This window comes from Thiomicrorhabdus sediminis (assembly GCF_005885815.1).
GTDB lineage: Bacteria > Pseudomonadota > Gammaproteobacteria > Thiomicrospirales > Thiomicrospiraceae > Thiomicrorhabdus > Thiomicrorhabdus sediminis.
In genome coordinates this window covers 724,479-739,248 of record NZ_CP040602.1, presented here as the reverse complement: position 1 = coordinate 739,248, position 14,770 = coordinate 724,479, and the positions used below count along the sequence as shown (strand labels likewise).

The following is a 14,770-nucleotide window of genomic DNA, read 5'->3' as shown; positions in this document are numbered from 1 at the left end:
TGGAATAAATCCACACTGAAACGCTTTATCAAACAAGATTTTCACCTCAAAATCTTAGATAAAATAAAGCATCCGGCAAAAGAGCAAAACAGCCCGCGCTGACCAGCGCTTTTGACAACACCAACAGACCAACGCACAAAAACAAAGGACAAACATGAGCTATTCGATCAAAGAAGTATTCTACTCACTGCAAGGAGAAGGCTTCCATTCGGGTCGCGCGGCAATTTTCTGCCGCTTTAGCAAATGCAACCTTTGGACCGGACGTGAAGCAGACAGAGCCAATGCCGTATGCCAATTTTGTGATACCGATTTTATCGGTACGGACGGCCAAAACGGCGGTAAATTCGCTAACGCCGAAGCACTTTGCCAGCACCTGATGAAATTCTGGCCCGACAATAATACCCAACCTTTTGTGGTGCTTACCGGTGGCGAACCCTTATTGCAAGTTGATAGTGCCTTAATTGACAGACTTCATCATCATAATTTTGAAATCGCTATTGAAACCAACGGCACCAAGAACGCCCCCAAGGGAATTGATTGGGTTTGCATGAGTCCGAAAGCGAATGCGCCGATTATCTTGGACAAAGGAAACGAGTTAAAGCTGGTCTATCCGCAAGCGCAACTTATGCCGGAACAAGTCGCCGACCTGGAGTTTGATTTTTTCTATCTGCAACCAATGGATGATGCCGATCCAAAAATACAACAAGCCAATGTCAAAGCAGCCTTGGAATACTGCCTGAAACACCCGAAATGGCAACTCAGCCTGCAAACCCACAAACTGCTCGGCATTGACTAAACATACTTGTAACCCAATCCAATAGAAAACGATAGACCTATGAACCATAACTCTTCTCAGCTCGAACACATTAATGTTACAGCCCTCAGCGATGACGGTCGCGGCATTGCTCACATAGATGGTAAGATTACCTTTATCAAAGACGCTATTCCCGGCGACATTGTTGATATCAACCTGATTGAAGAGCACAAAAACTACAATGATGCGCAACTAACAACTCTACTGTCCGCCTCCAAAGACCGGCAACAGCCTTTCTGCCCTGTTTTTGCCCAGTGTGGCGGTTGCCAATTGCAACACTTGAAAATGGACAAGCAGCGCGAATACAAGGTCGAAAACTTTATTAACCGTTTAAGACAGGCATTGAATTTTTCAAAATGCAAACTCAGCCCCGCCATCATCGGTAAGGATCAAAATTATCGCCGTCGCGCCCGTCTAGGCTTGGCAATCAGCAAAACCGACAAGCAGGCCCGGCTTGGATTTCGACGCGCCGACTCCAATGAATTGATCGACATTGAACAGTGCCCGGTTTTAACCGAGGCGCTCAATAAAACCTTGCAAAAAAACCGTCAAAGCTGGTTGTCACATGCCAGCCGAAGCTATAAAGAGATCACTCTGGTAGAAGCGGATAACGGTGTATTCAGCCATATCAGCCAAAACCAGAAAACGCTTGAAGACCTTAGTGAAAACCCGGCACAAACTCCCTACTATGAACTGATGGGACTACAACTCAACTTCCCGGCCGACGGTTTTGTCCAAGTCAACCAGAACATCAATCAACAGATGGTCGAACAAGCGATAGACTGGCTTGAGCTGAAAGCCGAACACAAGGTATTAGACCTGTTTTGCGGTGTCGGCAACTTCACCCTACCGATTGCCAAGCACTGCCAAACCGTTACCGGTATCGAGGGTGTGATTGAATTGGTACAAACCGCGGCTGACAACGCACGACACAACCAACTGGATAATTGTCGTTTCGCCAAAGCCAATCTATTTGAGGACAACCGCAAAGCAGAGTGGTTCCGTAAACAGCGCTACGACCGAATTTTATTGGATCCGGGTCGCCAGGGCGCATTTGAAATCAGCAAACAGCTACAGTTATTAAAAGCCGATATCATCGTCTATGTGTCATGCAATGCGGCCACCTTGATCCGTGATGTTAAAGAACTGGAAAAACATGGCTACCAACTGCATAAAGCGAGCCTAATCGACATGTTCCCACACACTCACCATACCGAGGTGATGGTGCAGCTGAAAAAAGGCAAGAAACCGCAAAAAAACAATAAAAAGGTTTTTCGCTTTTAATCCCCAGAGCGCCACCTTCCTGCAATACAGTTTGGCTAATTTGCAAATTAGCCAACCTGTAATACTTATTCCCCCCACCTTTCCACTTGCTCATCAGCAACATAAACCTTCTATTTTTCAAGCACTCGTAGTTTTACACTAGAGTCCAAACAGGTTTCGTGGTAAGATTTTTGTTAATTATTTAGCCAAGACTAACTTTTTATTTAGACAGAGATAAATAAAATCGGTCAAACCGACTTGGAGACAGAAAAAACATGAACAGCAGATCAGTTACACAAAAGCTTGATCGCCTAGTATCCATTTTCACTTTGGCGCTATTACTATGGCTTCCTGGACAGATTCAAGCGCAAAACACTCAGCCGATTAATATTGTCGCCACCACCGGAATGATTGCCGATTTGGCAAAAAACATAGGCGGCGATAGCGTTACAGTCACCGCCTTAATGGGAACCGGAGTGGACCCTCATCTTTATAAAGCGACCCAAGGTGACCTACGCCGCATCCTGCGCGCCGATATTATTTTCTATAATGGACTGCACCTCGAAGGCAAAATGCAGGATATCTTTGAGAAAATTGCCCGTAAGAAACCGGTCTATGCGATCAGCGAAAAACTGTCATCAAAAGCGATTATTCACCATGGCGACCACTACCCTGACCCACACATCTGGTTTGATGTCCAACTCTGGCAAGAGGCTGGCAAACGCGTGCTCGAGGTATTGCAAAAACACGACCCGAAAAACGCCTCTCTGTATCAACAAAACAGTGATCGTTATCAACAAAAATTAACCGGGTTGCACCAATGGGTCGTCAAACAAGTCGCCCGTGTACCGGAGCAGCAGCGCATTTTGATTACCGCTCACGATGCTTTTGGTTATTTCGGCAAGGCATATGACATTGAAGTGATGGGATTGCAAGGTATTAGCACCGCTGCCGAATTCGGCCTTCAGGATATCAAAGCATTGAAAGACGTGATTAGCCAACGCAACATCAAAGCTGTGTTTGTCGAAAGTTCGGTATCGCCCAAGTTTATCCAATCATTAGTTGCGGGACTGCAGGCGGAAGGCAAATCATTGCAGATTGGCGGCGAACTTTACTCCGATGCCATGGGTCCAACCGGCTCCAGCACCGATAATTACATCGGCATGGTAGAACACAATGTCAATACCATCGTTTCCGCTTTAATCGGCAGCAAGCAATAGCGGTTTTCAAATTTCGATGCCATATTCAGATTTAAGGGTTTAAATCATGCAACAGACTCAAGATATTTCCGATAATCCGATGCGCATTCCTTTAAGCGTTAATAACCTGAGTATGCGCTATCACTATAAGCCGGTATTGACCGATGTCAGCTTCCGCATACCGGAAGGTAAAAGCATCGCTATAGTCGGCCCTAACGGCGCTGGTAAGTCGACACTGCTGAAAGGCATTATGGGATTGGAGAAAATCATTGACGGCGATGTGCGTTTTTTCGGTGAACCCTTGGACAAAAAGCGCCTGGCCACAGCCTATGTACCGCAACGAGAAGAAATCGATTGGGATTTTCCAATCAGCGTAATGGATGTGGTGCTAATGGGACGCCAAGGGCAACTCAAACTCTGGCAAAGACCCTCGAAAATTGATCGGGAAATCGCCAAAAAAGCCTTACAGAACCTGCAGATGTGGGACTTCCGCGAACGTCAAATCAGTCAATTATCCGGTGGACAACAACAGCGCGTATTCTTGGCGCGCGCCCTATGTCAGCAAGCAAGCCTGTATTTAATGGATGAACCATTTGCCGGGGTTGATGTCGCCACCGAAAAAGCCATTATTGAATTATTCAACGAACTCAAAGGACAAGGCAAAACCATTGTTTGCGTGCATCACGACCTGAATACGGTCAGTGAATATTTCGACTGGGTCATCCTCATCAATTCACGTCTGATTGATGCCGGCCCGATTGACCAGGTGTTAACCAAGGACAATCTGAACAAAACCTATGGTGGCCGCTTGTCGTTGCTAAACGATTTGACTACAGAAATGTACCGTACACAGCTCAGCTCAGTGCATGAAGACTAAGGCCATGCAAATGCGACTTAGTAAAAACCAAACACAAACACAGTAGACGCTATGCAAGATTTTGAATTACTGCACCCCCCCAGCCTCTGGTACAACCTGCAACTGTTCTGGCAGTTTGAAGACATCAATGTGCTATGGGTACTGATTGGCAGCATTTTGCTGGGTATGAGCGCCTCGGTAATCGGCGCCTTCGCCTTTTTACGACGCCGTTCTTTGATTGGCGATGCGCTGGCCCATGCCGCTCTTCCCGGAGTGATGATGGCGTTTATTCTATTTCAGACGCGCGAGCCCCTAGTGATTTTCAGCGGTGCACTGGTCAGCAGCTTTTTAGGCTTTTTCATTATCGACTGGTTGCCGAAAAACACCAAAATCAAACCCGATGCGGCTTTGGCGATTACCCTGTCGTTCTTTTTTGCACTCGGGTTAATGCTTTTATCCTATATCCAAGGCTTGAACATCGACAACAAAAGCGGGCTCGATAAACTGCTGTTTGGACAAGCCGCGGCAATGACTTCGAGCGATATCACCTTACTCGGTTATGTCGCCGTCTTCACCCTGCTTTGTGTCGCGCTGTTTTTCAATAAATTGCGCCTGATCGCTTTTAATGCCAGCTACGCTCGTACGCTAGGTGTATCGGTCAAATTTTATGAAATCCTGCTCGCGCTATTGATTGTCATGACCGTCGTGGTCGGCTTACAATTAGTCGGCGTGGTGCTGATGGCAGCAGTACTGCTCACTCCTATTGCCGCCGCACGTTTCTGGAGCTTCAACTTGAACAGCCTTTTGGCTTTGAGTGCATTTATCGGTGCCTTAAGCGCGCTGATCAGCACCCAAATCTCTTATCTGGCACCGGCCATGCCGACCGGGCCTTGGATGGTAGTGAGCTTATCGGTGCTGTTCATCCTCTCTTTGCTGTTTGCGCCGCAAAAAGGTCTGCTAAAACGCTACTTGCAACTCAGAACCTTACGCCACAAGGTGGCCAAAGAGAATATTCTACGCACCCTTTATAAACTGTTGGAACGCCGTGATTTCAAACAGCATGATTTCAATCTTGCTGAAATCCAGTCGTTGCGCAATATCGACACCCACAAACTGAAAACCTGGTTACAGCGTCTATGTAAGGAAAAACTGATTGAATCCTCAAGCAAGGGGTTTCGTCTTACCGAGCGCGGCCTAAAACATGCTACCGCCCTAACCAGACGCCACCGTCTATGGGAGAGCTATCTGAATCAACAAGCAGCTCTGACACCCGAGCAGGCCCACCTGCAAGCGGAACGCATCGAACACATTCTGACTGCCAGTCAGGAACAACAACTGGCAGAAGAGCTCGCCTATATCGAGATGGACCCGCACGGCAATCCAATTCCCAAAGCAGAAGAATCGGCAAAAAATAATGATGCTCACCGCCAAAAACTAAATCGCGCAGGAGATAGCAATGTTTGAATCGAATGCGTTTAATTTTTCACTTTTCAATATGCAGTTCGGTATCAATGACCTATGGATTATCGCCACCGCAAGCTTAGTGGCCGCCGCTAACGCTTTGGTCGGCACTTTTTTGATTCTGCGCCGTCAGGCGTTGATCGGCGATGCCATCAGTCATTCCGTCCTGCTTGGCATAGTGCTGGCGTTTCTCGCTACAGACAGCCGCTCGCTTCCGGTCATGTTAAGCGGGGCTGTCGCCATCGGCATACTCACCGCCTGGTTGAGCGAAACCATTCATAAGGTGGGTCGCCTGCAAAGTGATGCCAGTATCGGCATTATTTTCACGCTGTTTTTTGCGGTCGGCGTGATTCTGATTTCACTTTATGCCGATCAGATCGATTTGGACCAGGAGTGCGTGCTCTATGGTGAAATCGCTTTTGTGCCGTTTGACACCATCAGCTTTGGAGGTCTCGATGGCATGAGCAATGATATCGGGCCACGCGCCTTCTGGAGTATCGCCATTGTTTTTGCGGTAGTGTTAATCAGCATATCAATCGGTTTCAAACGTTTGGAAACCGTGGCCTTCCATCCTAGCTTGGCATTTTCATTAGGCATTAATGTGGTGTTTTGGCATTACTTTTTAATGACATTGGTATCGATGACGGCGGTTGCTTCATTTGATGCGGTGGGCGCAATTCTGGTGGTCGCCTTATTGGTGATTCCGGCCAGCAGCGCTTATTTACTGGCAAACAGCTTAAAAAGCATGCTTTGGCTAGCGCTGATCTATTCACAGGCGGCGGTATGGCTGGGCTATTTGGCTTCCTACCAGCTGGACAGTTCCATCTCCGCATCTATCGCGGTATGCGCAGGTCTGTTGCTGTTTATGACTATCTTGGTTTTGCAACTTAAGCAGTGGCGTTTGCGTAAGCGTTCGGTGCAAAACGCTTAATTGATTTCAGGCTTTACTGGCTAATAACCGTTGCAGACAGAGTGCAACACCATCATTATGGTTGGCAAAGCCGCCGATGGCATGATCGACCATCGATTTGACACGCTCACTGGCGTTATCCATGACCACTCTATGACCGACCAAATTGAGCATTTCAATATCGTTCATGCCATCTCCCAAAGCCAGTACTCTGGTCGGACAGATATCGCGCTCAATAAAACGTTGTGCCAAAGCTTGTGCCTTACTGACCCCCAAGTTCATCACTTCAAGGTACTCCGGCGATGTAAATGTAATGCAGAGCTGATCACCCAAGCTTTTTTGCAAGGCCTTTTCCAACTTTAATAACTCATCGTGCCCAGCATTGAAATAAAGCTTGTCGACATCGTTTAAAAGCAAGCTGTCAAAATCACAGAATCGATAGCTAAAACCTGATGAGGCGTGTATCGCCAGTAACTCTTCGTGTGGCTCCTCCACCCACCAGTTTTCATTCTGGTAAAGGTTACGATGAACACAAAAACCACGGGAGAGCCGGATCACTTCGGCAACCAGATGCGCCGGCATGGCATTGTGATACAACAATTTACCGCAGTCGCTATGTACACGAGCGCCATTCGAGGTAATCAAACACATCTCCACGCCGAGCTTTTGCATCAAGCCGTGTACATCTTGGTAATGACGCCCGGTGGCAAGCATAAACACCACGCCCTGCTCAACCAGAGCCTGAATGCTTTTAATCGCATTCTCACTGATTTGATGATCGGCATTTAACAAGGTACCGTCCAGATCGGATACCACGCAATCGATCTGTGATAATTGGGGAAACTGAGACATCAGTCGCTTGAATTTTGAGCTTTAAGCTCATTGATTTGCTCAACCAGACGCTTTACCTGGCGCTCGCAGCAACCACTGCCCTGGCAGGCATAGGTTTTGTCGCTAACCTCTTCCCAAGTGCTCGCTCCTTGCAAAATGCATTCAATGACCTCTTGACGAGGCACATCGTAGCAAACACACAGATTTCGCGACAGATTGCGGGTAATGGTTTCGGGCAAGGATTCTAGGGATAATTCAGGCATGACAATATTTTACTTAGGAATGCTTTGCGGTCAATGCGCAAAATCACCTGACAATGATCAATCCGACTAAACCATCAAATATAATTTAAAAACGCCGTGCCAAAAACGTCACTCATTTTCCGGGTGCGCCAGTTCCAGCTCTTTATGAGTCATAAAGCGGATAATCTTAGCCTGCCCTTCGGCACTCAGTTCATCGAACTCGAAAGCGACCCGACAACCCTCTGAATCGTCTGTTGACGGCTGATTATAAACACATCGCGCTTTGGCGAAAACATACTCATCATCAAGCTGAAATAGCACACAAACCCGCTGCCCAGGATTCATCTCTTCATGGCTATGCAGGGCAAAACCGCCGCCGCCCAAGTTGATGCGTTCCAAAGGCCAATTATCACTGTCCGCCATTTCCGCATAGGCGGTCTTCAAACGCTTCAGCAAACGCTCGTAGTGGTTAAGCTTTATCACCAGCAAAGAGATCACCATCGCCAACCAGTTACCCTGCTTGGCAACCTTGCCTAAATTGGCGACATAGTCTTCGGTCTTAAAACGTTTTGGAGCCGGCTGATGATACATAAAGACCTTGCCCTGCTCCGAACTCTGGACGATTTCCAGCAGTTCATTGACGTAGTCATCAACGCGCTGGTAAAAAGCCTGTAAAAGCAGAATGGTCGGACTTTCTTCTTTGGCATGCGGAGCGCTAAGAGTATTATTCAAGCTCACCCAGTGATTAAGGGCATCACTGTCTTGAATCGGCTCGCCGTGCATAATCGCTTCAAGCAAAAACACCATAAACTGCAACTTTTGGTGCAATTCGATAAACACCACCGAGCTACCGGAGTTTTTATGCGTTTCATCATTGAGCAATTCATGCAGTGATTCTGATTCCTTAACAATCAACTGATAATCATGGTCACTAATCAACGATTGTCGATCAATGTGCATACACAAACCATTCTCGCTGACTGGCTCCATGTAATAACCCACTCGTACATCAAAGCGGAAAAACAATCGATTATCCTGTGTAGCTTGCGACATAAAAAACAGAACACCCCTAATTAAGGTTTAATAGGAAAGAGTATATGATCAACCGACATTGTAAGCAATGCCGGCAGGTTGTCTATGTAACACCACCTATACGTTTATGTGATAGCAGCTTTCACCTTTCTGTTTGGCTTTTTGTAAAGCCTTCTCAAGCTGATTGATAAACTCCGATACCGGCTGGTCGGCAAGAAATTCGGCGGCACCACAACTGATACTGATCTGGATATCATCAACAAAGACCTTGTCCAATATCGATTGTTGCAAACGTTTGATGAAATATTCCAACTCCCTGCTGTCGGTACTTGGCATAATAATCATAAAATGTCCTTCATCGAAACGTCCGAGCAAATCAATCGCGCGCGTCTGATTAAACACCACCGTCGTCATTTCCTGCAGCAGGCTATCAATAACATGTTCAGGATACTGACTTTGCAGGGCAAAAAACTCATCGATGCTGAATAGGCAAACGGCAAAGCCCTGTTGAAAACGACTGCATCTTTGCGCTTCATCCCTTAAACGCATAAATAGAATCGAGCGACTGGCGATTTGCGTTTGCGGATCGATAATCGAGTGATTGAGCAAATCCAATTGCAGGCGTTTGAGCGCTTCATCCTTAACCAGCAATTGGTTTTCCAACATAATATTCTGCTTTTTTAACTCACCATTTTCACCTTGCTGTTCTATCAAACAACTGCGGCGACTTCGTTCAAGAAAATAAGCGATGAGCAGACCTAATACAAACGCTAAAAAACCACCCAACCAACTGATACTAATAAAAAAGTCGGTTTGCACCTGATACTCATGTTGCAGGCGTTTCTTTTGCATTTCGAATTGCGAAGTTAAGGATTCCGGATAAAAGCCTTTACCTACAATCCAATCCAAATTGGGTACCGGCTGAACAAAACTGATTTTTCGTTCCGCCTGGCCTGAAAAGCTATTCGGCCAACGGTACTCGATAAACTCGTCTTTAGGGGAACGGCTCGCCTCAAGCAGCAGGTTAAAAATCTCTTGGGCTTTATATTCATTAACCTTAAAAAGGTTTTTACCGACCAGATCATTACGCACAGAATTCATTAACACATTGCCATTACTGTCGAAAATAAAGAAGTAATCCGGCGAATTGACACTGGCTTGGTGAAATATCTGCAATAGATTACTGTACTCATTATTCAAGGCGGATTTCAAATTGGAACGTACGGCCACATACCAATCGGCAAACGGTAGGCGTTTGATGTAACTTAAACGGGTATCATCGTGAGTAATGCCATTGAGTTCTTTTTTGGTACGACTGGATAAAAATCCCTGTGTATTACGCTGCAAAAATTGCAATTCTTCTTCAATATAATGTTTGCCCAAAGTGTCGGTAAATCCGGTGATCAGTTCACCTTCAAGGTTGAAATAGTAATCCGGTGCGAGCAATAATTTACCATTACGTGAAATCAGCCATACCTCATCATTATCGGCAGATTTTTTCACCGTTCTTAATAAGTTGATCAGGTGCTTTTCTTGCTCTAGCTTAGTCTGCTCTGGCAATATCGCCGACATTTCGGCCAACAGGTCATGTACATTATCGGCTTTGATTTTCAATCGCTGACGCAACTGGTTCTGCAGCTCAATTTGGCGATTGATAATAATATCCACCGCTCTGTTGACGTCACTGCGAATACGCTCTTTCTCGGCATCAACGAAATTTTCATTAATTTGCGCGAGCATATTCTGATAAACACGCTCATTGCTATTCATCGCCAGACTCATCGTCACTATAACCATCAAGGGCAACAAAAGCATCAAGCTTAAAGGCAATAGCGTCCATGACTTTTGCATGATTTCTTTGGTCAAAAAAACCTCCAATGAATAGATAGTAACTTAATGATTTTAAAATAAGACTGGCTGAAAATAAGTTAAATAACTTAGTTGTGCAAGTATAAAGCTCTAGCGCTAAATTGCCAACTCGCATTCAAGATTGCTTTAGTCACGACTCTATCTGAACCAGTCAATTTATAACCGATTATCATTCATAAAACCGCAATACACGCATCGCGTTAAAAAGGTGTAAAAACAAATTTATTGGATATACTAACCCTAAAGCTCAAAAGCCGTTGCGGTCTAAAATGTTTACATATTTCCTCAAATTCTCTAAAGCCATTGGCTTAATAACTATCCTCATAAGTACAGTTGTTAATGCTAGTGACGATAACAAAGCTTCCACTGACTTTGTCAATCAACTTAACAATGCAGAACGAAACTGGCTAAAAGATCATCAGGAAATCAAAATTGGTTTTATGAATAACTGGGCGCCGATCAGTTTTGCCGACAACAAACAACGCCCGCAAGGCATAAGCCCCGCATATGCCCGGACCTTAAATGAAAAACTCGGTGGTGTTTTGAAATTAATCCCCGGAGATTGGGATTCCCTATTAAAAGACCTAGAACATGGCAGAATCGATGCTTTACTAGATATCACCAAACGCCCGTCCCGTGAAAGCTTTGCCCTATTCACAAAGCCTTATCTGGAAATCCCCCACATAATCATCGCTAACAAAAAAACACCTTTGATTACAAATGAACAGTCGCTGTCGGGCAAAACCCTCGCACTGGAAAAAGGCTTCGGCAATGTTGAATACTTCAAAAGAAATTTTCCCGAGGTATTAATTCATGAATATACCAACACACCGCAAGCACTCGAAGCCGTTGCTAGCGGGCAGTCTTATGCTTATGCAGGGAATCGCGCAGTAGCCATCCACATAATCAATCAAAACATAATGACCAACCTTAAAGTGCATGGTCACCTCAATAAGCCCGGTTCAATTCTATCTATCGGAGTCAGGAAGGATTGGCCTTTATTGCAAAGCATCCTGCAACAAGCGCTTGATTCGATTTCAGTTCAGCAACGCATGCAAATTCATGATAGCTGGGTTAAACTCAATATTGTCAATTCTTATGACCTCAATCAATATACCCCCTACATACTCTTATCTCTAATACTGCTGGTGTTACTCTTAAGCTGGACCTTATTACTCAATCGAAAACTGGGGTACTTCAAAAAGCTGCTTTATACCAAAACCAACTATGATCCTTTAACAGGCCTTGCTAACCGTTATCTCTTCAACGACCGACTAAAGGTAGCCATAGATCAAGCACAAAAAGATAAAACCGCAATACTAATCCTGATATGTAAACTTGATGAACTTGACCGCTTACGAAAAATTAAAGGTGCCGCCGAGGTAAACCAATTACTAATTGAAACCGCCAATCTGCTTAACAAAAATAACCAAATAGATACGGTTGCACGTTGGTCTGACAACGCCTTTGTCTTTTTTGTCAGTAACCTGGATAAACAAAGCCAGATAGATTCGATCAGCAACGGCTTGATTCAACAATTAAAAGAGCAAGGTAGACAACTAACTGATTTCGCGACAATGCCTATCAGCTATGCCGGCTGCGCCTATCCAAAGGACGGCCAAGATTCAGAAGAGATTTTGGTTAATATGGCTTTAGCACTTGAAGAAACTGCCAAAGCCGGACCCAGTCAGCTCAGGTTCTTCAACAACCAAATGAATGAAACCATTAAACGGCGCCTAAAACTGAATTTGGCCATTAGCCAAGCCATCAATAAACGACAGTTTGAGGTCTACTACCAACCTAAAGTTGATGTAAACCAAAAGCGCATCCATAGCTTTGAGGCACTGCTTCGTTGGCAGAATAACGAGCTCGGTAAAATTAGCCCAGCCGAGTTTATACCTATCGCAGAAGAAAGTGGTCAAATCATTGAGCTTGGCAAATACTGTTTCAGCCAAGCCATCCAGCAGGCAAAACGTTGGCAGAAGATTTCTGGCAGAGCTATAAATGTCGCGATCAACTTATCACCGGTTCAGTTCAATGATCCGGGATTACTGCCCTTTATCAAAATGGAATTGGACAAACATCAAGTGCCTGCCGAACTGATAGAAATTGAAATTACCGAAGGTGTCTTAATGAATGAGAATCCGGCGGTAAGCCACAGAATAGATGAATTAAAGCAAATGGGATGCCTTCTGGCGATGGATGATTTTGGCACAGGTTATTCTTCATTGAGCTATTTAAGACGCTATCCATTTGATGTAATTAAGATCGATAAAGAGTTTATCGAGGATATCGAAATTGATGAAAGTAATCAGCATCTAGTCAAATCAACACAGGCGCTTGGCCGAGCCTTCAATTCAATCGTCGTTGCTGAAGGCGTTGAAAGCAAAAGCCAACTGAACTTTCTGCGTCTAATCCAATGCGATTTGATACAAGGCTATTATTTCAGTCCCGCTGTGCCAGCGGAACAGGCAGAAAAGCTACTAAAAAACTCGGACGAATTGATTGCAGCTCGTTTTTAAATCGCAATCAATTCAGCCGAATTTTGGGCAATAAAAAAACCTGTTTAAGCTACTGATTAAACAAGGCTTAAGAATAATGTCGCGCGAAGAGCCTTCCTGATTGATAAAAGCTATGGTAACTCCTGACAGATAAGACACCGATCATAGTAATTTTAAGACTTTGTAAATAGAGCATTGTCAGTAGTCAATCACAAAACGACGCTCTACCTTAAGAGTGCTGACAACAGTATTGGTACGGCAATCAGTCCGAAGTTATAGCACAGAGACCACAACCTTGTTTCGACCATATTTTTTGGCTTCGTACAGAGCTTGGTCAGCACTCGCTATAGTTGATTTAAGATCTTCATGTCTATCAGTACAAGCCAATCCAGCACTGAATGTCACTTTTTGCCTGATACTTGAGGGAGGACGATTATAAGAGGAATGTATTTCCATCATACGTTTTTCAGCATCTTCAAGAGTCGTTTTCGGCATGACAATCATAAGTTCATCCCCACCCATTCGACCAATTAAATCTGATAAGCGAAGGGATGACATCAAGTAGTTGACAAGATGAATAAGGATGTAATCTCCTGCTTCATGCCCTTGGGAATCGTTGATCGATTTGAAGTTATCTATATCAATGACTGCGATACAGAGCGGATCCCCGTAGCCATAAAGTTCAGCAAGCTTGTTATCCAAAAATCTTCTATTGCCAATACCCGTAAGCGGATCAGTCAGACTTTGTTTTAACATTTCATCACTGATGGCTTTAAGCTCCATTTGCTTGTTGTAATGTCTTGTTAGGTCTTTGAACATCCAAACCACACCGAGAAACTTATCGCCATCATAAGCAGGGGTAAAATCTATCTCTATGTACCTACCGCTAGTCATTTCAACTAGCTGATCACAGACAGGCTCTTTTGGTTTAAGACCATCAGCAATGACTTTTACGAAACCTTCCGGGTCTTTGAACAGGTGCTTTACATTTTGAGCAAAGTCATCGTAAGAAGTGCCAATCAGCTCTTCAGCAGAAGTTGAAAGGTCGAATATATTGCAAAAGGCCTGATTAGTGAGGGTAATATCCGCTTTCTCATCCTCAATAATAAGCCCATCATCCATTTTATCTATAAAGATCTTAAGCCTGAAGAAGTCACTCTCGTTACCACTAAACACCTTTTAAGTCCCTGCTACTCAATAATCCTTTGTACTTATACTACCACGACCACAGCCACATCCAATCCCCTTTGACCTTATTTTTGAAAGGGTTTTATGACTTACTCACAACATAGGAAGCTATTTTGCCGCTGCCAGCATTAACTTAATCGCTCAATGGCGATTAAACAACCACAACGTCTGGTGTTTGAAGTCAAAACCTAAGACGATCTTTATTAAATCCAGGACGATAACCTTTAACATCATCAGAACCATCTGATTTAGGTGGTATATGGCTGCACGCTTAATCGCAAAAGCAACTAAATTTGAAAACCATTTAGTAATAATAGAACCAACCCCAAAATACTGTCACATATTAAATGATCGTATTTTCAAAAAGCGTTTAGAGGGGAAAGGTTCAAGAAGACTTCACCGAAAACAGTGGCAATCTTTTGATTTAGACAAAAAAAGCCCCGTTAGCTAAATTAATAGCTAACGGGGCTTTTAAAATATGGCGCGCCCGAAGGGAGTCGAACCCCTAACCGCTCGGTTCGTAGCCGAGTACTCTATCCAATTGAGCTACGGGCGCTTTGTTTTGTTGGTGCGTATTATAGAGAGAATTTATTAAGAGTCAATC

At 44.5% G+C, this 14,770-nt stretch carries 13 protein-coding genes and 1 tRNA gene; 8 read left to right on the top strand and 6 right to left on the bottom strand.

The window, feature by feature from the left end:
• Positions 1 to 154: 154 nt before the first annotated feature.
• The 6 genes from queE (at position 155) to FE785_RS03320 (ending at position 6,524) form a co-directional block, all read left to right on the top strand.
• On the top strand, positions 155 to 796 hold the full coding sequence (queE, locus tag FE785_RS03345; RefSeq protein ID WP_138564398.1) for a 7-carboxy-7-deazaguanine synthase: 642 nt from the start codon (positions 155 to 157) through the stop codon (positions 794 to 796).
• A gap of 39 nt (positions 797 to 835) precedes the next feature.
• Positions 836 to 2,098 carry a 23S rRNA (uracil(1939)-C(5))-methyltransferase RlmD gene (rlmD, locus tag FE785_RS03340; protein WP_138564396.1) on the top strand — a complete coding sequence of 421 codons (1,263 nt, stop codon included), beginning with the start codon at positions 836 to 838 and terminating at the stop codon, positions 2,096 to 2,098.
• 254 nt (positions 2,099 to 2,352) lie between these two features.
• The gene (locus tag FE785_RS03335) at positions 2,353 to 3,297 is read left to right on the top strand and encodes a metal ABC transporter solute-binding protein, Zn/Mn family (RefSeq protein ID WP_138564394.1); all 945 of its coding nucleotides are present in this window, start codon (positions 2,353 to 2,355) and stop codon (positions 3,295 to 3,297) included.
• A gap of 46 nt (positions 3,298 to 3,343) precedes the next feature.
• On the top strand, positions 3,344 to 4,153 hold the full coding sequence (locus FE785_RS03330; protein ID WP_238696330.1) for a metal ABC transporter ATP-binding protein: 810 nt from the start codon (positions 3,344 to 3,346) through the stop codon (positions 4,151 to 4,153).
• 51 nt (positions 4,154 to 4,204) lie between these two features.
• Entirely contained in the window at positions 4,205 to 5,596 is a 1,392-nt protein-coding gene (locus tag FE785_RS03325) for a metal ABC transporter permease (RefSeq protein ID WP_138564392.1), read from the top strand.
• Positions 5,589 to 6,524 (top strand): metal ABC transporter permease, encoded by a 936-nt coding sequence (locus FE785_RS03320; RefSeq protein ID WP_238696328.1) that lies wholly within the window; start codon positions 5,589 to 5,591, stop codon positions 6,522 to 6,524. The genes FE785_RS03325 and FE785_RS03320 overlap by 8 nt, the downstream gene beginning before the upstream one ends.
• Before the next feature lie 6 nt (positions 6,525 to 6,530).
• On the opposite strand, the gene FE785_RS03315 is transcribed toward FE785_RS03320, so the two are convergent.
• The 4 genes from FE785_RS03315 to FE785_RS03300 form a co-directional block, all read right to left on the bottom strand.
• Positions 6,531 to 7,355, bottom strand: coding sequence for an HAD family hydrolase (locus FE785_RS03315; RefSeq protein WP_138564390.1), 825 nt, complete (start codon positions 7,353 to 7,355; stop codon positions 6,531 to 6,533).
• Positions 7,355 to 7,597 carry a (2Fe-2S)-binding protein gene (locus tag FE785_RS03310; protein ID WP_138564388.1) on the bottom strand — a complete coding sequence of 81 codons (243 nt, stop codon included), beginning with the start codon at positions 7,595 to 7,597 and terminating at the stop codon, positions 7,355 to 7,357. The genes FE785_RS03315 and FE785_RS03310 overlap by 1 nt, the downstream gene beginning before the upstream one ends.
• Before the next feature lie 108 nt (positions 7,598 to 7,705).
• The gene (locus FE785_RS03305) at positions 7,706 to 8,629 is read right to left on the bottom strand and encodes a PilZ domain-containing protein (protein ID WP_138564386.1); all 924 of its coding nucleotides are present in this window, start codon (positions 8,627 to 8,629) and stop codon (positions 7,706 to 7,708) included.
• A gap of 96 nt (positions 8,630 to 8,725) precedes the next feature.
• Complete coding sequence (locus FE785_RS03300) at positions 8,726 to 10,474, bottom strand: sensor domain-containing diguanylate cyclase (protein ID WP_138564384.1); 1,749 nt, start codon at positions 10,472 to 10,474, stop codon at positions 8,726 to 8,728.
• A 272-nt stretch (positions 10,475 to 10,746) separates the two neighbouring features.
• On the opposite strand from FE785_RS03300, the gene FE785_RS03295 reads away from it, so the two are divergent.
• Complete coding sequence (locus FE785_RS03295; protein ID WP_138564382.1) at positions 10,747 to 12,999, top strand: EAL domain-containing protein; 2,253 nt, start codon at positions 10,747 to 10,749, stop codon at positions 12,997 to 12,999.
• A 252-nt stretch (positions 13,000 to 13,251) separates the two neighbouring features.
• On the opposite strand, the gene FE785_RS03290 is transcribed toward FE785_RS03295, so the two are convergent.
• A complete protein-coding gene (locus FE785_RS03290) occupies positions 13,252 to 14,154 on the bottom strand; it encodes a sensor domain-containing diguanylate cyclase (protein ID WP_138564380.1) in 903 nt (300 codons plus the stop codon).
• 271 nt (positions 14,155 to 14,425) lie between these two features.
• Between FE785_RS03290 and FE785_RS03285 the strand changes: the two genes are divergently transcribed.
• Positions 14,426 to 14,617, top strand: a complete 192-nt coding sequence (locus tag FE785_RS03285) for a hypothetical protein (RefSeq protein ID WP_138564378.1) — start codon at positions 14,426 to 14,428, stop codon at positions 14,615 to 14,617.
• Positions 14,618 to 14,645: 28 nt separating this feature from the next.
• Here the strand turns inward: FE785_RS03285 and FE785_RS03280 are convergent.
• Positions 14,646 to 14,722 (bottom strand) — tRNA-Arg (locus FE785_RS03280).
• Positions 14,723 to 14,770 lie beyond the last annotated feature (48 nt).